The organism is Streptacidiphilus jiangxiensis (genome assembly GCF_900109465.1).
Classification (GTDB): Bacteria; Actinomycetota; Actinomycetes; order Streptomycetales; family Streptomycetaceae; genus Streptacidiphilus; species Streptacidiphilus jiangxiensis.
The window spans coordinates 1-19,121 of sequence record NZ_FOAZ01000014.1; the positions used below are offsets into that span (position 1 = coordinate 1).

General features: G+C 73.4%; 19 protein-coding genes and 1 pseudogene. 17 read left to right on the forward strand and 3 right to left on the reverse strand.

What is annotated here, in order from left to right:
* Together BMY61_RS24800 and hutH are read right to left on the reverse strand one after the other, a co-directional pair.
* Window positions 1-305 (reverse strand): annotated as a pseudogene (locus BMY61_RS24800) (urocanate hydratase); the annotation flags it as partial.
* A 49-nt stretch (window positions 306-354) separates the two neighbouring features.
* On the reverse strand, window positions 355-1,896 hold the full coding sequence (gene hutH / locus BMY61_RS24805) for a histidine ammonia-lyase (RefSeq protein WP_042460264.1): 1,542 nt from the start codon (window positions 1,894-1,896) through the stop codon (window positions 355-357).
* 127 nt (window positions 1,897-2,023) lie between these two features.
* Between hutH and BMY61_RS24810 the strand changes: the two genes are divergently transcribed.
* The 16 genes from BMY61_RS24810 (at window position 2,024) to BMY61_RS24885 (ending at window position 17,033) form a co-directional block, all read left to right on the forward strand.
* Complete coding sequence (locus tag BMY61_RS24810; protein WP_042460267.1) at window positions 2,024-2,785, forward strand: IclR family transcriptional regulator; 762 nt, start codon at window positions 2,024-2,026, stop codon at window positions 2,783-2,785.
* A gap of 138 nt (window positions 2,786-2,923) precedes the next feature.
* The gene (locus tag BMY61_RS24815; RefSeq protein ID WP_075004058.1) at window positions 2,924-3,955 is read left to right on the forward strand and encodes a hypothetical protein; all 1,032 of its coding nucleotides are present in this window, start codon (window positions 2,924-2,926) and stop codon (window positions 3,953-3,955) included.
* 14 nt (window positions 3,956-3,969) lie between these two features.
* Window positions 3,970-5,268 (forward strand): KamA family radical SAM protein, encoded by a 1,299-nt coding sequence (locus BMY61_RS24820; protein WP_042460270.1) that lies wholly within the window; start codon window positions 3,970-3,972, stop codon window positions 5,266-5,268.
* Between the two features lie 22 nt (window positions 5,269-5,290).
* Window positions 5,291-5,899 carry a 2'-5' RNA ligase family protein gene (locus BMY61_RS24825; protein ID WP_042460273.1) on the forward strand — a complete coding sequence of 203 codons (609 nt, stop codon included), beginning with the start codon at window positions 5,291-5,293 and terminating at the stop codon, window positions 5,897-5,899.
* A gap of 348 nt (window positions 5,900-6,247) precedes the next feature.
* Window positions 6,248-6,964: an alpha/beta fold hydrolase gene (locus BMY61_RS24830; RefSeq protein WP_042460276.1), complete on the forward strand. Its 717-nt coding sequence runs from the start codon at window positions 6,248-6,250 to the stop codon at window positions 6,962-6,964.
* Between the two features lie 122 nt (window positions 6,965-7,086).
* Window positions 7,087-8,232 carry a S1C family serine protease gene (locus tag BMY61_RS24835; RefSeq protein WP_052439530.1) on the forward strand — a complete coding sequence of 382 codons (1,146 nt, stop codon included), beginning with the start codon at window positions 7,087-7,089 and terminating at the stop codon, window positions 8,230-8,232.
* Between the two features lie 289 nt (window positions 8,233-8,521).
* Window positions 8,522-9,667 (forward strand): hypothetical protein, encoded by a 1,146-nt coding sequence (locus tag BMY61_RS24840; RefSeq protein WP_042460279.1) that lies wholly within the window; start codon window positions 8,522-8,524, stop codon window positions 9,665-9,667.
* A gap of 147 nt (window positions 9,668-9,814) precedes the next feature.
* The gene (locus tag BMY61_RS24845; protein WP_042460282.1) at window positions 9,815-11,242 is read left to right on the forward strand and encodes an MFS transporter; all 1,428 of its coding nucleotides are present in this window, start codon (window positions 9,815-9,817) and stop codon (window positions 11,240-11,242) included.
* Complete coding sequence (locus BMY61_RS24850; RefSeq protein ID WP_042460285.1) at window positions 11,239-11,796, forward strand: TetR/AcrR family transcriptional regulator; 558 nt, start codon at window positions 11,239-11,241, stop codon at window positions 11,794-11,796. Before BMY61_RS24845 ends, BMY61_RS24850 begins: the two co-directional genes overlap by 4 nt.
* A gap of 117 nt (window positions 11,797-11,913) precedes the next feature.
* The gene (locus tag BMY61_RS24855) at window positions 11,914-12,744 is read left to right on the forward strand and encodes an adenosylcobinamide amidohydrolase (RefSeq protein ID WP_244904222.1); all 831 of its coding nucleotides are present in this window, start codon (window positions 11,914-11,916) and stop codon (window positions 12,742-12,744) included.
* Window positions 12,741-13,544 carry a helical backbone metal receptor gene (locus BMY61_RS24860; protein ID WP_236656667.1) on the forward strand — a complete coding sequence of 268 codons (804 nt, stop codon included), beginning with the start codon at window positions 12,741-12,743 and terminating at the stop codon, window positions 13,542-13,544. The genes BMY61_RS24855 and BMY61_RS24860 overlap by 4 nt, the downstream gene beginning before the upstream one ends.
* 86 nt (window positions 13,545-13,630) lie before the next feature.
* Complete coding sequence (gene rpmG / locus BMY61_RS24865) at window positions 13,631-13,795, forward strand: 50S ribosomal protein L33 (protein ID WP_042460289.1); 165 nt, start codon at window positions 13,631-13,633, stop codon at window positions 13,793-13,795.
* Between the two features lie 34 nt (window positions 13,796-13,829).
* Window positions 13,830-14,087 carry a type B 50S ribosomal protein L31 gene (locus BMY61_RS24870; RefSeq protein ID WP_042460292.1) on the forward strand — a complete coding sequence of 86 codons (258 nt, stop codon included), beginning with the start codon at window positions 13,830-13,832 and terminating at the stop codon, window positions 14,085-14,087.
* 77 nt (window positions 14,088-14,164) lie between these two features.
* On the forward strand, window positions 14,165-14,953 hold the full coding sequence (locus BMY61_RS24875) for a (Fe-S)-binding protein (protein WP_042460295.1): 789 nt from the start codon (window positions 14,165-14,167) through the stop codon (window positions 14,951-14,953).
* Window positions 14,950-16,386, forward strand: coding sequence for a LutB/LldF family L-lactate oxidation iron-sulfur protein (locus tag BMY61_RS24880; protein ID WP_042460298.1), 1,437 nt, complete (start codon window positions 14,950-14,952; stop codon window positions 16,384-16,386). The genes BMY61_RS24875 and BMY61_RS24880 overlap by 4 nt, the downstream gene beginning before the upstream one ends.
* A complete protein-coding gene (locus BMY61_RS24885) occupies window positions 16,383-17,033 on the forward strand; it encodes a LutC/YkgG family protein (protein WP_042460301.1) in 651 nt (216 codons plus the stop codon). Before BMY61_RS24880 ends, BMY61_RS24885 begins: the two co-directional genes overlap by 4 nt.
* A 39-nt stretch (window positions 17,034-17,072) precedes the next feature.
* On the opposite strand, the gene BMY61_RS24890 is transcribed toward BMY61_RS24885, so the two are convergent.
* Window positions 17,073-17,618, reverse strand: coding sequence for a hypothetical protein (locus BMY61_RS24890; protein ID WP_075004059.1), 546 nt, complete (start codon window positions 17,616-17,618; stop codon window positions 17,073-17,075).
* 348 nt (window positions 17,619-17,966) lie between these two features.
* On the opposite strand from BMY61_RS24890, the gene BMY61_RS24895 reads away from it, so the two are divergent.
* Complete coding sequence (locus BMY61_RS24895; RefSeq protein ID WP_042460306.1) at window positions 17,967-19,115, forward strand: acyl-CoA dehydrogenase family protein; 1,149 nt, start codon at window positions 17,967-17,969, stop codon at window positions 19,113-19,115.
* Window positions 19,116-19,121 lie beyond the last annotated feature (6 nt).

The following is a 19,121-nucleotide window of genomic DNA, read 5'->3' on the forward strand; positions in this document are numbered from 1 at the left end:
GAGTTCGCGATCAGCACCCGCGGCGCCCACTCGTGGGTCTGCATCACACCCACGGGACGGCCGGACTGCACCAGCATCGTCTCGTCCTGCTTCAGCGTCTGCAGCGTGCGCACCATCGCGTCGTAGGAACGCCAGTCACGCGCCGCCTTGCCCGTGCCGCCGTAGACGACCAGCTTCTCCGGGTGCTCCGCCACCTCCGGATCGAGGTTGTTGTTCAGCATCCGCAGGGCGGCCTCCTGCTGCCAGCCCAGGGTGCTCAGCTCAGTGCCACGCGCGGCACGGATGGCGTCGGTGCGAATCGTCATGTCGAGGTCCTTCGGAGCGATCGAGCGGGAGAAGCGATGGAGCGGGAGGTCAGCGCAGGCGGCCGGTGACGGCCTCGGCGGCGGCGAGGGCACGGCCGTCGGCGACGTACTGGACGGCGGCCTCGATCTCGGGGGCGAGGTAGCGGTCGGTGCCAGGGCCCTCGACGTGCTCGCGCAGGCCGGCGCGGACGGCGTCGGTGGCCGGGGCGGGGGCGAGCGGGGCCCGCAGGTCCAGGGCGCGGGCGGCGGTGAGCAGCTCGATGGCGAGCACGCGGGTGAGGCCGTCGACGGAGCGGCGCAGCTTGCGGGCGGCGGACCAGCCCATGGAGACATGGTCCTCCTGCATCGCCGAGGACGGGATGGAGTCCACGGAGGCGGGCGCGGCCAGACGCTTGAGCTCGGAGACGATCGCGGCCTGGGTGTACTGGGCGATCATGTGGCCGGAGTCGACGCCCGGGTCGTCGGCGAGGAAGGCGTTCAGGCCGTGGCTGCGCGCGACGTCGAGCATCCGGTCGGTGCGGCGCTCGGCCACGGACGCGATGTCGGCGACGGAGATCGCGAGGAAGTCCAGCACGCAGGCGACGGGAGCGCCGTGGAAGTTGCCGTTGCTCTCGACGCGGCCGTCGCGGGTGACGACGGGGTTGTCGATGGCGCTGGCGAGCTCGCGGTCGGCGACGGTCTCGCAGTGGGCCAGGGTGTCGCGGGCGGCGCCGTGGACCTGCGGGGTGCAGCGCAGCGAGTAGGCGTCCTGGACGCGGGTGCAGTTCGCGGGGTCGCGGTGGCTGGCGACGATCGCGGAGTCGGCGAGCACAGCGCGCAGGTTGGCGGCGCTGGCGGCCTGGCCGGGGTGCGGGCGCAGGGCCTGCAGGTCGGCGGCGAAGACGGCGTCGGTGCCGAGCTGCGCCTCGACGCTCATGGCGGCGGTGATGTCGGCGGTGGCGAGCAGGCGGCGCAGGTCGTGGGCGGCCAGCACGAGCATGCCGAGCATGCCGTCGGTGCCGTTGATGAGGGCGAGGCCCTCCTTCTCGCGCAGCACGACGGGGGTGAGCCCGGCGGCGGCGAGGGCGTCGGCTGCGGGCAGCAGTGTGCCTGCGGCGTCGCGGACCTCCCCCTCGCCCATGACGGCGAGCGCACAGTGGGCCAGCGGGGCGAGGTCGCCGGAGCAGCCGAGCGAGCCGTACTCGCGCACGACCGGGGTGATGCCGGCGTTGAGCAGGTCGGCGTAGGCCTGGGCGGTCTCCAGTCGGACGCCGGTGCGGCCGGTGGCGAGGGTGGACAGGCGCAGCAGCATCAGGGCGCGGACGACCTCGCGCTCGACCTCGGCGCCGGAGCCGGCGGCGTGGGAGCGGACCAGGGAGCGCTGGAGCTGGGCGCGGAGCTCGGTGGGGATGTGACGGGTGGCCAGGGCGCCGAAGCCGGTGGAGACGCCGTAGTGCGGCGTGACGTCGTCGGCGAGGTCCTCGATGACCTTGCGGCTCTGCTGGATCTCCTCCTGGGCGTCCAGGGAGAGCTCGACAGCGGCCCCGAGGCGGGCGACGGACACGACTTCGTCGGCGGTGAGGGGGCCGACCCCGATGAGGACCTTGTTCATGGCATCTATGAAGCACCAGGTCAACAAGGTCGTACCAGGGGGTTCGGCAGGCTTGTGTCTGGGATCCCAGACATTGTGCCCTGCCTTCGTCTGGGATCCCAGACGCCGATCCGGCTAGGCTTCTTGCATGTCCATCGTGCCTGCGGCGGCCCAGGTACTGGCCGTGCTCCGGTATCTCGCCCGCCAGGCGGCGCCCGTCCCGGCCGCCGCGATCAGCCGCGACGTGGGCCTGCCCCGGTCGACGACCTACCACCTGCTGGACACGCTCACGGCGGACGGCTTCGTCGTGCACCTGCCGGAGGAGCGGCGCTACGCCCTCGGCGTCAGCGCGTTCGAGCTGGGCTCCGGCTACACCCGGCAGGCCCCGTTCCAGCGCCTGGCCCGGGTGCCGCTGGCCCGCCTGGTGGACCGCACCGGCTGCAACGCGCACCTGGCGGTGCTGCACGGGCGCGAGGTGCTCTACCTCATCGAGGAGCGCGCGCCGGGGCGGGCGCCGCTGGTGACCGAGGTCGGCGTGCGCCTGCCGGCGCAGCTGACCGCGAGCGGCCGGGCGATGCTCGGGCTGCTGCCGACGGCGCAGGTCCGGGCGCTGTTCCCGGACGCGACGGCGTTCGTGCAGCGCACCGAGGTGGGTGGCCCGCGCTCGCTCACGGCGCTGCGCACACGCCTGGTGGAGGTACGCCGCCGCGGCTACGCCACGGAGGAGGGCGAGGTGACCCTCGGCTTCTCGTCCGTGGCGGCCGCGGTGACCGACCGCGCGGACCACCCGGTCGCGGGCGTGGCGGTCACCTTCGAGACCGGCTCGGTCGACGCGGTCCGCCGGGAGGCCCTGGCCGCGGAGGTCACCCGCACCGCCCGTGACCTCTCCCGCCGCGTGGGCGGACGCTGATCCTCAACTCCCCCTCAACAAACGGCGATCTGCGCATGCCCTCACCCGCCCGGGGTACCAAGGTCCGTACTGGCGTGCCCACTCCGTGAGGGGCGCGCGTTCCGGGGGCGGGGGTGACGGGTGTTCGGGGACAGGCGCGTGCCGCGTGGTGTGCTGTTGATCTGCGCGGGGATCGGCCTCTGCGTGGCGCTGTGCATCTGGTTCGCGCAGGGCCTGCCGGACTTCCGGCAGAACCTGCTGCTGAACCTCGCCCCGGAGCTGCTGACCACGATGTTCACGCTGCTGGTCATCCAACCGGTGCTGACGCGCCTGGAGGAGGAGCGGGTGCGCGAGCACCTGCGGCTGGACTACCCGTCGTTCTGCGAGAAGGTGGCGCAGACCGGCGACATCGTCTGCGTGCTCGACACCTTCTCGTACCTGATCTCCGGCAGCACCGCCGGGCGCTTCGCCGAGTCGGTGCGCAGCGCGGTGCGCCGGGGCGCGACCGTGCGCGTCCTGTTGCTGGACCCGGACTCGCTCGCCGCCCGCCAGCGCTCGCACGAGCTCAGCGCGGACGTGCGGCGCGAGGTGATGCGCAACCTACGGGACCTGCGCAGCCTCACGGCGCAACTGCCGCCCGAGCAGCGGGAGCAGTTACAGGTGCGGGTCTACACGGCGGCCCCGTCGATCCAGCTGTACCGGTGCGGCGAGCGGTTGATGGTGAGCTTCTACCCGGTGGACCGGCTGTCCGGCGAGGGCCAGCAGCTCGAGGTGCGGATCACGACGCCGCTCGGCTCCTTCGTCTCCGAGCGGTTCGCCGAGCTGTGGAGCCGCTCACGGTCGGTCAACGAGGTGCTGACGCGCCACGTGCAGGTGGTCGACGAACACCGCGACGGGGAGGCCGGGCAGCCGATGTGGCTGGAGTACGTCGACGGCAACGACGGCCTCTACATGAGCGACCACCGGCTCGTGGTGCAGCTCGCACGACAGCGGGACCGGCCGGTGCGCGTGTTCGTGGACGGGCAGACGGGCGAGGTCTTCGAACTGGAGCTGGTCGGCCCCGAGGAGGAGCCGCTGCAGCAGCGGCTCGCCGCCGCCTATTCCGAGAAGTACGGGGTGGACGCGGAGGTGTTCGTCCGGCTGCGGCCGATCCCCCGTGCCATCATTGAGCAGCAACCGCAGAAGCAGTGACAGAGGTTCAGTGCGTGGCAGCGCAGTACGGTGATCGACCGGCCTTCCGGGCTCTCTCCCTTCCCCACCTCGACGCGCTGCTCGCGCGCGCCGGCCTGGACGCCCAGGACCGGCTGCGGGCCAGGGCCGTCGCCGAGGTGCTTCCGTTCCGGACCAACGCCTACGTCGTCGACGAGCTGATCGACTGGCGGGCCGCCCCCGACGACCCTCTCTACCGGCTCGTCTTCCCGCAGCCGGACATGCTGCCGCGCGCCGACGTCGACCGCGTCGCCGCGATGCTGCGCGACGGCGCCCATCCCGAACGGCTGCGCGAGGACGTGCGTGAGATCCGGCTGCGGCTGAACCCCCACCCCGGCGGGCAGCGGGACCACAACACGCCGCTGGTGGACGGCGAACCGGCCGAGGGACTGCAGCACAAGTACCCCGAGACGGTGCTGTTCTTCCCCCGGCAGGGCCAGACCTGCCACGCCTACTGCTCGTACTGCTTCCGCTGGCCGCAGTTCGTGGGCGAGCCGGACCTGCGGATGGCGAGCGGGGACGCGGAGGGACTGCGCGCGTACGTGCAGGCGCATCCCGAGGTCACCAGTGTCCTGATCACCGGCGGCGACCCGCTGGTCATGAGCAGCGCGGTGCTGGCCCGCTACGTCGAGCCGCTGCTGGAGATCCCGCACCTGGAGTCGGTGCGGATCGGCACCAAGGCGCTGTCGTACTGGCCGCACCGGTTCCTCACCGACCCGGACGCCGAGGACCTGCTGCGGCTGTTCGACCGGGTGGTGCGCAGCGGACGCAACCTGGCCCTGATGGGCCACTACTCGCATCCGCGCGAGCTGGAGACGGACGTCGCCCAGCGGGCGCTGCGCCGGGTGACGGGCACGGGCGCGGTGGTCCGCTGCCAGGCGCCGCTGATCCGCGGGGTCAACGACCGCGCGGAGGACTGGGCCGTGCTGTGGCGCCGGCTCGTCGCGCTCGGCGCGGTGCCGTACTACCTGTTCGTCGAGCGGGACACCGGCCCGCAGGACTACTTCGCCGTTCCGCTGGCCCGCGCGTACGAGCTGTTCCGCGAGGCCTACGCGCAGGTCTCCGGCCTGGCCCGGACGGTGCGCGGGCCGATCATGTCCGCCACTCCGGGCAAGGTGCAGGTCGACGGCGTGACGGAGGTCGGCGGGCAGCGCGCGTTCGTCCTCCACTACGTGCAGGCCCGCGACCCGGACCTGGTCGGCCGGCCCTTCTTCGCCGCCTTCGATCCGGACGCACGCTGGCTCACCGACCTCAAGCCGCTGGAGGGCGCGGCCGCGCTGCCGGGGCTGGGATGACGGCGTGTCGCAGGATGGCGGGATGACACGGGAGTCCGGGCTGCCGGGTGGGGTGTTCGATGTCGGGCCGACGCCCCGTACGGCCGTGGCCTGGCTGCCGCCCGAGGAGTTGTGGCCACCCGTGCAGGCCGTGCGGCGCGATCACGACCCGCAGATCCGGCGATGGCCGCCGCACGTCAACGTGCTGTTCGGCTTCGTCCCCGAGGCCGACTTCGCGCTCGCGGCCCCCTTGCTCGCCGAGGCCCTCGCCGACCAGCCGCCGTTCGCGGTGCGGCTCGCGGGGATCAGGACGTTCCGGCACCGCGCCTCCACCACCGTCTGGCTCGATCCCGCCGCGGCGGGCGGCGCACCGTGGGCGGCGCTGTACGGCGCGCTCGTCGAACGCTTCCCGCGCTGCCGCGGACGCTCGGAGGGCTTCACCCCGCACCTGTCGCTCGGGCGCACCACCGAGCCCCGGCGCGTCGTGGCCGAGTGTGCCGCCCGGCTGGAGTCGTACCCCGCCCGGGTCGACGCGTTGACCCTGCTCTCCCGCCGCGGCGACGGGCCGATGCGGCCGCGGGCGACCATCTCCCTCGGCTCCGGGGAACTGCGCCACGTCGGCACCCCGCCGGCCCCGGAGGGCGACCGCTGAAGCGGGCGCGCACGCCCCACCGTGGTCCGGGACGGCGGCCGGCCCCGGCGGACGGCACACGGCCGACGATCACGCAGCGCCACCGGTACGTCCGGTAGGCGCCCCCAGGCCCAGACCCAGGGCAGCGAAACCGATCATCAGTGCTACGCGCATCCCAGGAGCACAGACGGCTCTCCCCGCGCTGCGGAAACCGATCCTCGGCGGCGTTCGTGATGTACTGGTGGCCGATCGCTGCCCGCGGTCGACGAGCCAGGGCCGGGCGCGTCGACGGCTGCGGCCCGGGCGCCGTTCCGGCCGTTGAAAGCCCTCCGGTCCAGCGTGCGGGGAAGCGACACGAAGGGGAGCGCCATGGCCACCTACACACTCGTCCCCGGCGCCGACGGGCGCGCCTGGTACTGGCACCGCCTCGTGCCGGAGCTGCGGGCCCGCGGTCACCGAGTGATCACCTTGGACCTGCCGACCGAGAGCGACGCCGGGATCGACGTGATGGCCGAGGCCATCTGCGGGGCCGTGCTCGACGGGGGTGTGCGGCCGGGGTCGGCGCGGGCGTCGGAGCCGCTGGTGCTGGTCGCGCAGTCCCTCGCGGGGTTCGCCACGCCCGTGGCGTGCGAGCGGCTGCCCGTGCCGGTCGCCGAGCTGGTGCTGCTCAACGCCATGGTCCCGGCGCCGGGAGAGACGGCGGGGCAATGGTGGGAGAACACCGGCCAGCCGCAGGCCCGCTCCGCGTACGCGGCCGCCCAGGGCCGCGGCGAGGACCCGGAGTTCGATCTGCGCGAGGACTTCTTCCACGACGTTCCGCCGGAGGTGACTCAGGAGGCGCTCACGGCGGGCGGCTCGGCTCCGCCCGCCGCCCTGTTCGAGCAGCCGTGGCCGCTGCTCCGCTGGCCCGACGTGCCGACTCGGTTCCTGCAGGGCCGGGATGACCGCTTCTTCCCGCTGGAGTTCCAGCGCGGGGTGGTGCGCGAGCGGCTGGGCCTGGAGGTCGAGGAGATCCCCGGCGGCCATCTGGCCGCCCTCAGCCGTCCCCGCGAACTGGCCGACCACCTGGTCCGCGCCACCGGCTGACGCCGCGGGTCGGGGCCGGATGAGAAACCCCTTCAAATCGCCCGCCGCGCGCGTGGCGGCCGCGCCTTGCGGGCACGGACTGGGAGGAGGGGGCGCCCGGGCCTGAACGTGGAGGTGGCGCCATGAAGTGGAGCGCAGCCGGACTCGCGACCTGCGCGGTCGCGGTGGCTCTGGGGACCGCCGGATGCTCGTTCACGTCGTCGTCGGCGCCGTCATCGTCGCCGCCGACGGCGCCGGCCTCGACGGCGTCGGGCGGGACCGGCACCACGGGCACGACGGAGTCCTCGCAGGGGGCCACCCTGGCGCAGGTCGCGGCGGGCAGCGTCGACCTGGTCAGCGAGCAGGGCCTCGCCGGCACCGAGGCGGCCGGCACCGGCATCGTGCTGACCCCGGACGGCATCGTGCTGACCAACAACCACGTCATCAACGGCGCCACGTCGCTGACGGGCGTGGACATCGGCAACGGCCACAGCTACACCGCCTCGGTCATCGGCTACGACCGCAGTCACGACCTCGCGCTGGTGCGCCTGCACGGCGCCTCCGGGCTGGCGACGCTGTCGCTCGCGCCGGGTGCGCGGGTGTCCGTCGGGGACGCGGTGACGGCGCTCGGCAACGCGGGCGGGCGCGGCGGGCAGCCGGCGCGGGCGTCCGGCTCGGTGACGGCGCTGGACCAGCAGATCGTGGCCACCGACGAGGCGGGCGGCAGCTCGGAACAGCTGACCGGACTGATCCAGGTCGACGCGCCGATCCAGGCCGGCGATTCGGGCGGTCCGCTGGTCAACGCCACCGGCCAGGTGATCGGCATCGACACGGCGGCCTCGGTCGGCTACCACTTCAGCACGACCCCGACCCAGGGCTTCGCGATCCCGGCCGCCCAGGCACAGAGTACGGCCGACGCGATCGAGGCCGGGCGCGCCTCGGCGACGGTGCACCTCGGCGCGACGGCATGGCTCGGCGTCGCGGTCGAGACCGCGGGGCAGGGAGCCGGAGGCGGCGCGGGCGGCGGCGGTGGTGGTGGCGCGGGCGGAGGCGACGTGGCCGGCGCGACGATCGCACAGGTGGTGCCGGGCTCCCCCGCCGCCGGGCTGGGGCTGGCCTCCGGTGACGTCATCACCGCACTCGGCGGCGCACCCGTCGCCGACCCGAACGGCCTGACCGCGCTCATGGACCGTCATCACCCGGGCGACACCGTGACCCTCGCCTGGACCGACGCGTTCGGCCAGAGCCAGTCGGCCTCCCTCCAGCTCGGGAGCGGCCCGGCCGGCTGAGCTCGTCGACCTGGCGCGGTGGGGAGGCGGAAGTCCGCCTCCCCACCGGGGTTTGAAGCAGGTCCGATCTTGCTGCCTGGATCTTCGCTGTTTCCGCGCGATTCCGCCGGCGTTAAGAGAACAGCGGTTTCCCGCAAGCGATTGACCTGCTGCAAACAAGTCTGCTTCGCTACCACCACGCCAAGTGGTGCACCACTCGGTCCGCTCGACCCGCACGCCCTCACGCACGTGTCCCACACGCCGCCCCCAGCCGGGGTCGGTGCGGAGCGCAGAGAGGATCGACACTTCCATGGGTCACCCCCGCCAGCGTGGCGCGAGCCACAAGCTCCTGACCGCAGCCGCCTCGCTGACCCTGCTCACCGGTGGTCTGCTCGCCGCCGCCCAGTCCGCGGCCACCGCGGCCCCCTCGGCGAACCCCTACAGCCCGAGCTACCAGCACGCCTACCGGCACGGCGCGATACCGACCATCCAGGGCAGCGCCAAGATCAAGGGATGGGCCTCCACCCACGCCACCACGACCACCGGACCGGAGACGCTCTCCTACGGCGGCGGCATCGACGGCATCGGCGTCAACAGCGGCCACGCCAAGGTCTACCTGGTCTTCTACGGCACCCAGTGGGGCACCAAGGGCACGGACGCGAACGGCAACGCGACCTTCACCAAGGACCCGGACCACGCGGCCTCGGCGGCGCAGCAGATGTTCAAGGGCATCGGCACCGGCGGTGAGACCTGGTCGGCCGACCTGACCCAGTGGTGCGACGGCCCCAACGTGGCCACCGGGGCCACCAGTTGCCCGAGCAACGCCAACTTCATCCCCTACCAGACCGGCGGCGTGCTGGCCGGCGTCTGGTACGACAACGCGAAGGCCTCGCCGACCCAGGCGACCGGCCACCAGCTCGGGGTGGAGGCGGTCAACGCCGCGAAGCACTTCGGCAACACCACCGCTGCGGCCAACCGCAACGCCTACTACGTGATCCTCTCGCCCCACGGCGTCAACCCGGACAACTACAAGAGCCCCACCCAGGGCTTCTGCGCCTGGCACGACTACAACGGCGACACCACCCTCTCCGGCGGCGCGGTCAGCTCCACCGTCGGCGACGTCGCCTTCTCCAACCAGCCGTACAACATGGACCTCGGCGCCAGCTGCGGCGTCGGCTTCGTCAACTCCCCCGGCACCCTCGACGGTTACACCATGACGCTGGGTCACGAGTGGCACGAGATGATGTCGGACCAGAACCCGGCGGGTGGCTGGACCAACAACACCGGCAGCTCCTACCAGGGCCAGGAGAACTCCGACGAGTGCGCCTGGCTGAACCCCGGCACCGCCGGCGGCGCGGCCAACATCAAGTTCGGCACGTTCGGCACCTACGCCGAGCAGTCCAGCTGGTCCAACGACACCAACAGCTGCGCGATCTCGCACGCCATCCTGCACTGAGACAGGTCGTAACAGCTCGGGCGTGACAGCCGGGGTGGGCCCTGCCCACCCCGGCTGTCCCTTTTCCTCCACCCCCTTGCTTGATGAATGGCTATTCACTACGGTGGTGAATAGCCATTCACCACCTTTTTCGGGGGGACGCTTCCCATGACCTCTGCCGCTCCGGCGCGCCCTGTCGCCGCCCCGGACCGGGAACCGCTCGCGGGGCCGGCCGTGCTGGGCGTGCTGGCCTTCTCGGGCGTCGCCGCCACGCTCGTGCAGACCTCGATCGTCCCCCTGCTGCCGGCGCTCCCGCGGCTCACCGGCTCCTCCCCCACCGACGTGGGATGGCTGGTCACGGCCACGCTGCTGGCCGGGGCCGTGGCGACGCCGCTGCTCGGACGGGCCGGGGACCAGTTCGGGCGGCGACGGATGATGCTGCTCTCGCTCGCCCTGCTCACCGTCGGCTCGGTCGCCTGCGCGCTCACCTCCGACCTCGGGCTGCTCGTCGCCGCCCGCGCGGTCCAGGGCGCGGGCGCGGGGGTGATCCCGCTCGCGATCAGCCTGCTGCGCACCCGGCTGCCGAGGGAACGCGTCGGATCCGGGGTCGCCCTGATGAGCTCCACCGTCGGCATCGGCGCCGCGCTCGGCCTGCCGCTCGCGGCCCTGCTGGTGCAGCGCTTCGACTGGCACTGGATGTTCTGGGCGACCAGCGCCCTCGCAGCTGCCGCCCTGGCCGGCGTCGCCCTCGCCGTACCCGCGGACCGCCCGCCGGTGGCCGGACGCGGGGGTGCGCGTTTCGACTGGCTGGGCGCGGTGGGCCTGTCCGCCGCCCTCACCGCGTTGCTGTTGGCCGTCTCCCAGGGCAACGCCTGGGGTTGGGGCAGCGCCAGGCTGCTCGGATGCGCCGCTGCCGCCGCGCTGCTGCTCGTCCTCTGGGGCCACCGGCAACTGCGCACCGAGCAGCCGCTGGTGGACCTGCGGCAGACCGCCCGGCGGGCCGTCCTGCTCCCCCATCTGGCGGCGCTGCTGGCGGGGTTCTCCTTCTACGCCAACTCGCTGGTGACCGTGCAGCTGGTCCAGGAGCCGCGCGGCACCGGCTTCGGTCTCGGCCTCTCCGTCGCCGCGGCGGGCCTGTGCCTGCTGCCCAGCGGCCTGGTCATGGTGGCCTTCGCGCCCGTCTCCGCCCGGTTCTCCCGGGCCCGCGGCCCGCGGGCCACTCTCGCCGTCGGCAGCGCCGTGATCGCCCTGGGCTACGTGCTGCGCATCGCCGACAGCCGCGCGCTGTCGGCGGTGCTGCTCGGCTCGGCCGTGGTCTCCGTGGGGACCGCGCTGGTCTACTCGGCGCTGCCGCTGCTGGTGATGGCGGCCGTGCCGGCCGCCGACACCGCCGCCGCGAACGGCATGAACGTCCTGATGCGCACCATCGGCCAGGCGCTGTGCAGCGCGGTGGTCGCCCAGGCGCTCAGCGGCGGCACGCTGAGGGGCTATCAGACGGCGTTCTCGCTGGCCGGGACGGTCGCCCTGGTAGCGTGCGCGGGCAGCGCCCTGCTCCCCGGCCGGGCCCCGCTCCCCGGAAAGGACGGCCCGGCATGACGCGCCAGCGCGATCCCGAGGCCCGGCGCACCGCCATCCTCGACGCCGCCCGCTACTGCTTCGGCCGCCACGCCTACGCCGACACCACCATCGGCGAGATCGCGGAGCGGGCCGGGGTCAGCGCCGCCCTGGTCATCAAGTACTTCGGCAACAAGGAGCAGCTGTTCCGTCGGGTCTTCTCCTTCGCCGACGACGCGGCAGCGCTGCTGGACGCCCCGCTGGAGCAGCTCGCCCGGCACATGGTGCTGCACGTGCTGGCGGTGCAGCAGGGCGAGGCCCGCGACCCGATCCTGCGCATCGCCTTCTCCCGGCAGCACGAGGACCAGGGCGCGCAGGCCCGCGCCGACTTCAAGGCCGCCGTTGTCGGCGGCCTGGCCGAGCGGCTGTCCGGGCCCGACGCCGCGCTGCGCGCCGAGCTCGCGATCGGCGTGCTGCTGGGCCTCGGCGCCCTGCTCGCCATGGTGCAGGCCGACGAGCTCCGCCGCCTCGGCCCGGACGAGCTCGTGGCCCGCTACGAGCCGCTGCTCGATCCGCTGCTCCTCCCGACCGGCTGAGCGCGCCGACGGACCCCGCCGACGGACCCCACCGACTGACCCCGCCCGTCCACCATGGCAGCTGAGCTGGGATGATGACGCCCGGTCGGAGCGGTGGGAACGGGAGGGGCAGGACGCGTGCGGCAGCCGGTGGTGGCGCGGGCGGGACGGTGGGAGGACGGGGCTTGCCGGCATCTGCTGGTGTGGCGGGCCGGTCCCGGCTGGCGGATGGTGAGCAGCGCGGTCCTCGGCGGCGGCATCGGTTCGCGCGCCTGGGTGCTCAACGCCCAGGTGCGGCCGGGATACGGGCGGATGGACCCCGATCGCCACCTGGCCGAGCTGGCCCGCACGCAGGGCCTGACCGGGGACGGGGTGGGCCTGATGACCGCCGCCCAGGTCGACGACGTGACCTGGGCCGAGGACGAAGGCGTGACCGCCGTGGTGACGACGGGGATCGGCGCGCCGACCTGGGCGGCCCACCCGCTGCCGCCCGCACCGGAGGACCGGTACCGACCGGGCACGATCAACATCCTGGCGGTGGTCCCGGCACCGGTCTCGGACGCCGGCCTGGTCAACCTGCTGGCCACGGCGACGGAGGCGAAGGTCCAGGCGCTGCTCGACGCCGGCTACGACTGCTCCGGTACGCCCTCGGACGCGGTGTGCGTGGCGGTTCGGGACCCGGCCGCAGGGGAGCGGCCGGACCCGTTCGGCGGGCCGCGCTCCCTGTGGGGGGCACGGCTGGCCCGCGCCGTCCACGCCGCGGTGCGGCACGGCGCGGCCCGGGACCGCGACCGGCGCACCCGAGGGGAGCCCGCCGTCCACGCCGGTCCCGTCGCGGACTGCGCGCTGACGGACGTGCTGGCGCGGGCTCACGGCTCGGGGCCGTCGGACCCGCCGCACGGTACGGCGGCCGTGGCGGCGGCTGTCGCGGCGGACTTCGCGGCGGGCGCGGATACGGTGGCGGGATGATGAGCCAGGCAGCGCGAGCGCGCACCGTCGTCGACGACCAGGGCACCACCGTCACCCTCCTCGGCGAGGTCAGCCGGGTCGTGTCGCTCGTGCCGTCCCTCACCGAGGCGATCGCGGTCACCGCGCCGGGCCTGCTGGTCGGGGCCACCGACTGGTGCACGCACCCGGCCGAGCTGGACGTGACGCGGATCCGCGGCACCAAGAACCCGGACGTGGCCCGGATCGTGGCCCTGCGGCCCGACCTGGTGGTCGCCAACGAGGAGGAGAACCGCGTCGTCGACCTGCAGGCGCTGCGCGACGCGGGCGTCGCCGTCTGGGTCACCGAGGTACGGACCCTCGACCAGGCCTTCCACTCCCTGGACCGGCTGCTCACGGTGGCCTGCGGGCTGCCGCGGCCGGGCTGGCTGGACGAGGCGCGGCAGGCCTGGGCGGCGGTGCCGCCCGCGGCGCGGCCGCGCCGCGCGGTGGTGCCGATCTGGCGACGGCCCTGGATGGTGCTGGGCCGGGACACCTTCGCCGGGGACCTGCTGCGCCGCCTCGGGGTCCACCAGCTCTACGCCGACCACGCGGAACGCTACCCCGCCGTTCCCCTCGACCAGCTGCGCGCGAGCAGCCCGGAGCTCGTGGTGCTACCGGACGAGCCGTACCGGTTCACCGCGGACGACGGCCCCGAGGCGTTCCCGGGCGTGCCGGCGGCGCTGGTGAGCGGCCGCCATCTGACCTGGTACGGGCCGTCCCTTCGGGAGGCGGCGACGGCACTCGTCGCCGAGCTGTCGGCGGTTGTCGGGGACGAGGAATAGCGGCGGGGCACCCGTCGTTGAGGGGTGCATGCAGGAGCCGATGAAAACGACTCCCATTGCAGCTTCGAGGAAGGCAGGTGCCCGCCATGGCCCGCAGTGAACTGCGCCCCGTCACCAAGCTCCGCTCCACCGCCGGCACCGGGTTCACCTACGTGACCCGGAAGAACCGTCGCAACGACCCCGACCGACTCGTGCTGCGCAAGTACGACCCGGTCGCCGGGCGCCACGTCGACTTCCGCGAAGAGCGCTGACCACCCACCGTCGAGCCTCGAGAGGCAGGACCTGATGAAGCACGGCATCCACCCCGACTACCGTCCCGTCGTCTTCCGCGACCGCGCGGCGGGCGTCTCCTTCCTCACCGCCTCGACGGCCGCGAGCGCGGCCACCGTCGAGTGGGAGGACGGCCGGACCTATCCCGTCGTCGACGTCGAGACCTCGTCGGCGAGCCACCCGTTCTACACCGGCACCGCCCGCGTGCTGGACGTGGCGGGCCGTGTCGAGCGGTTCAACCGCCGCTACGGCAGTCCGACCGCCACGCGCTGATCCGCGGACTCGCCACAGCCGCCCCGACCCCCTGCGGGAGTCGGGGCGGTGGCATGCTGCAGGGAGGAGGTGACCGGGTGCGCACCGCGCTCTTCGTGACGTGTCTCAACGACACACTGTTCCCGCGTTCCGGCCGGGCGACGGTGACGCTGTTGCGGCGGCTGGGGGTCCAGGTGGACTTCCCGCCCGCGCAGAGCTGCTGCGGACAGATGCACTGGAACACCGGCTACCGCGCCGGGACCGCGCGGTTGGCCCGCCACTTCGTCGACGTCTTCGGCGGCTACGACGCGGTCGTCGTCCCCTCCGCCTCCTGCGGCGGCATGCCCGCCGAGGCCTACGCCGTCGCCGCCGAGAGCGCGGGCGACCCGGGGCTGGTCCGGGCCGTGCACGAAATCGTGCCGCGCGTCCACGAGCTGACGACCTACCTGACCGACGTCCTCGGTGTCGAGGACGTCGGCGCCTGGTTCCCGCACCGGGTGACGTACCACCCCACCTGCCACAGCCTGCGCGCCGCGCCGTTGGGCGAGCGTCCCTACCGGCTGCTGCGGGCCGTCGGCGGGATCGACCTCGTCGAGCTGCCCGCGCAGGAGGAGTGCTGCGGCTTCGGCGGCACCTTCTCCGTCAAGAACCCGGCGGTCTCCGGCGCCATGAACGCGGACAAGGCCCGGCATGTGCGCGCGACCGGCGCCTCGGTGCTGGCCGCCGTCGACAACTCCTGCCTGATGAACATCGGCGGCCGCCTCGCCAAGGACGGCGCCGAGGCGGGCCGCGTCGTGCGGACCATGCACCTGGTGGAGATCCTCGCCCGGACCCCCGAGGACGGCCCGGTGCCCGGCCTTCCCCTCGCCGCTGAGGCGACGCGATGAGCCGCACCTTCGTCGGCTGGCCCGCCTTCCCCGAGGCCGCCGCCGCAGCCACCCACGACGAGCGGTTGCGCGCCAACGTCACCCGCGCCACCCACACCATCCGCGGCAAGCGGGCCAGGCTGGTCGCCGAACGCCCCGACTGGGAGGACCTGCGCGACAGCGCCGCCGCCCTCAAGGACGACGTGCTCGCGCACCTGGACAGCTACCTGCTCCAGGTCGAGGAGCAGGTCACCGCCGCGGGCGGCACCGTCCACTGGGCCCGTGACGCCGCCGAGGCGAACGCCCTGGTCACCGCGCTGGTGCAGGCCACCGGCGAGCAGGAGATCGTCAAGGTCAAGTCGATGCTCACCGAGGAGATCGGGCTCGACAACGCCCTCGAGGCCGCCGGGATCAGCGCCCGGGAAACCGATCTCGCCGCCGCCATCGTGCAGTTGGGCGACGACCTGCCCTCCCACGTGGTCGTTCCCGCACTGCACCGCAACCGCGCGGAGATCCGCGAGATCTTCGTCCGGGAGATGGGCCGCCACGGGCGCCCGGCCCCCGACGGCCTCACCGACGACCCGCCGCAGCTCGCCGAGGCGGCCAGGCTGCACCTGCGGGAGAAGTTCCTGAAGGCCCGCGTCGCCGTCAGCGGCGCGAACTTCCTGGTCGCCGAGACCGGGACGGTGGTCGTCGTCGAGTCCGAGGGCAACGGCCGGATGTGCCTGACCCTGGCGGACACCCTGATCTCCGTGGTCGGCATCGAGAAGGTCGTCCCCACCTGGCGGGATCTGGAGGTCTTCCTGCAGCTGCTGGCCCGCAACGCCACCGGCGAGCGGATGTCCCCCTACACCACGACCTTCTCCGGCGTGACGCCCGGCGACGGGCCGCAGACCTTCCACCTGGTCCTGGTCGACAACGGCCGCACCCGGGCGCTGGCCGACGAGGTCGGGCGGCAGGCGCTGCGCTGCATCCGCTGCGGCGCGTGCATGAACATCTGCCCCGTCTACGAGCGCACCGGCGGCCACGCCTACGGCTCCGTCTACCCGGGCCCCATCGGCGCGATCCTCAACCCGCTGCTCAAGGGCCCCGACGACCCCCAGACCGCGTCCCTGCCCTACGCCTCCTCGCTCTGCGGGGCGTGCAACGAGGTCTGCCCGGTGCGGATCCGTTTCACCGACGTGCTGTTGGAGCTGCGTCACCAGGTCGCCGAGGGCGACGCCGCCGTCAAGCACCCCGCCGAGAAGGCCGCGCTGCGGGCGATCGGCGCGGTCATGGAGCACCCCGCCGCGTGGAACGCGGCCGTGCGGGCCGCCGGCACGGCGGGACCGCTGGTGCCGAAGAACCGGTTGCCGGGACCGCTGGGCGGCTGGACCGACAGCCGCAGCGTTCCCGAGATCCCCAAGGAGTCCTTCCGCAGCTGGTGGAAGCGCACGGACGGAGGCACCAGGTGACGGGCGCCCGCGAGGAGATCCTGGCGCGGATCCGCCGCGCGACCGCCGACCTGCCCGCGACGGCCGTGGCCGTACCGCGCGCCTACCTGCGTCACGCCCCGGGCGTGGACCCCGAGGACCGCACCGCCGTCCTCGACCTCTTCGCCGAGCGACTGGGGGAGTACGGCGCGGCCGTGCACCGCACGGACGCGGCAGCGGTGGCGCCGACGCTGGCGAGCGCGCTGCCCGCGGGCCGCGCCGTGGTGCCGCGGGGCTTCCCCGCACAGTGGCTCGCCGACTGGTCCGGCACCGCCCTGGCGGACGAGCCGCTGCTGACCCGCGAACAACTCGACGCCGCCGACGCGGTGGTGACGACCTGCGCGGCCGCGATCGCCGACTCCGGCACCCTCGTCCTCGACGCCGGCCCGGGCCAGGGTCGCCGCGCGGCGACCCTGCTCCCGGACCTCCACCTGTGCGTGGTCCGCGCCGACCAGGTCGTCTCCGCCATGCCGGAGGCCATCGGCCTGCTGGACCCGCGTCGCCCACTCACCTGGATCAGCGGGCCCTCGGCGACGGCCGACATCGAGATGATCCGCGTCCAGGGCGTCCACGGCCCCCGCCGGTTGACGGTCCTGCTGGTGGAGGACTCGGACGTGTCGGACGCCTGACGGGACCGGGGCCCCTCACGGCCCCAGCCTCACTTGCCCCTACTTGCCCTTGCCAAAGCGCTTGGCGAAGCGGGGGTCGGACTCCCACCACAGCCCGTTCGCGGCCGAGACCGACTCCAACTGCGCCGCCCAGCGGTCCTCCGCCGCCTCCGCGCTCGCCGGGCTCGGCCCGGCCGGACCCGTGCTCGCCCGCAGCCGCCAGTAGATGCCCGGAACTCCCCAGTCGACTCCCACCAGCAGCGCGAAGAGCAGTGCGCCGGCAGGCATGCTGACGCTGATCGCCAGTATCCCCACCACGTAGCCCGCGAGCGCGTACCCCAACGACACCAACGGGAGCGATCGCGCACCGAGGCGCACGAGTCCACCTTCGGCGACTTCGACCGTCACCGCGTTGGAGCGGGCCAGCGCCCGCCCGACGCGTACGGTGTGCTGCCCGACCGGTAGCGGCATCCGGAGGTGGCCGACCCGACGGTCGACCTCCGCCACCTGAAGCCCGTCGATCACCACCCACAGCTTGGCCCGCCCCGACGACCTGGGCCACCATCCTCCGCGCGGCAGCCACCGCACCAGGACCTCACCCGTCATCGCTCCCCCACAGCCTCTGTCCCGCTCGATGCCGCGTGATCGTATCCATGCGTGTGGGGCGACACCAGGCGGGGGAAGCTCAGGCGTCCTTGACGCGGGCGTGGAGGCTCCTGTCGTCGCGGACGGCCGGTGGCCACTCCCGCGCCGCGCGCTCCCGACAGGACCCAGTGGCCCGGTCGAACCACACCCGGACCAGGCCTCTGCACAGTGGCCCTTCCCTCGGTAAGTGAACATTGAATAGGCTGACCTCATGGACGCACGAGCCGGGCTGCAACGTACCCGCGCCGGCTATGTGCACGATGACTCGACGAGGCGAGCCCTCCCACCCACCGAAAGGCGAGAGTCAGCATGAAGCGGATCCTCTTCGACGACGAGCACGACGCGTACCGCGAGAGTGTCCGGGCGTTCGTCGAGCGCGAGGTCGTGCCCCACTACGCGGACTGGGACGAGGACGGCATCGTCCCGCGCAGCCTGTTCAAGGGCCTCGGCGAGCTCGGCGCGCTGGGGATCGCGATCCCGGAGGAGTTCGGCGGCGCCGGGATCGCGGACTTCCGCTACAACGTGATCCTCCAGGAGGAGGCCGCGCGCGTCGGGGTCTCCCCCGCGATCCTCGGCCCGGCGCTGCACGCCGACGTCTGCCTGCCGTACTTCCTCGACCTCACCAACGAGGAGCAGAAGGCACGTTGGCTGCCCGGCATCGCCTCCGGCGAGCTGATCACGGCGGTCGCCATGACCGAGCCCGGCACCGGCTCGGACCTGTCCGGCATCCGCACCAAGGCGGTCCGCGACGGCGACCACTACGTGATCGACGGCGCCAAGACCTTCATCACCAACGGCATCAACGCCGACTTGGTCGTCGTCGCCGTCCGCACGGGCGAGCACCCGCACAAGGGCCTCAGTCTGATCGTGGTCGAGCGCGACACCCCCGGCTTCGAGCGCGGCCGCAAGCTGGAGAAGGTCGGCCTGCACGCCCAGGACACCGCCGAGCTGGTCTTCACCGGCGCCCGCGTACCGGTGGCCAACCTGCTGGGCGAGGAGGGTGAGGGCTTCTTCGGCCTGACCCGCAACCTCCCGCAGGAGCGGATCTCCGTCGCGGTCTCCGGGCTCGCCCAGGCCGCCGCCGCGTTCGACTGGACGGTCACCTACGTCCGCGAGCGCAAGGCCTTCGGCAAGCCGATCGGCGCCCAGCAGGTCATCAAGCACCGCATGGCCGAGCTCGCGACCGAGATCGAGGTCGCCCAGCACTACCTGGACCGGTGCGTCCTCGCGCTCAACGAGGGCGAGCTCACCGTCGTCGACGCCGCCAAGGCCAAGTGGTGGTGCACCGAGCTGCAGGGGCGCGTCGTCGACGCCTGCGTCCAACTGCACGGCGGCTACGGCTACATGCTGGAGTACCCGATCGCGCGCGCCTGGCAGGACAGCCGGGTGACCCGCATCTACGCCGGCACGACCGAGATCATGAAGGAGATCGTCGGACGCTCCCTCGACCTCGGCTGAGCAGGG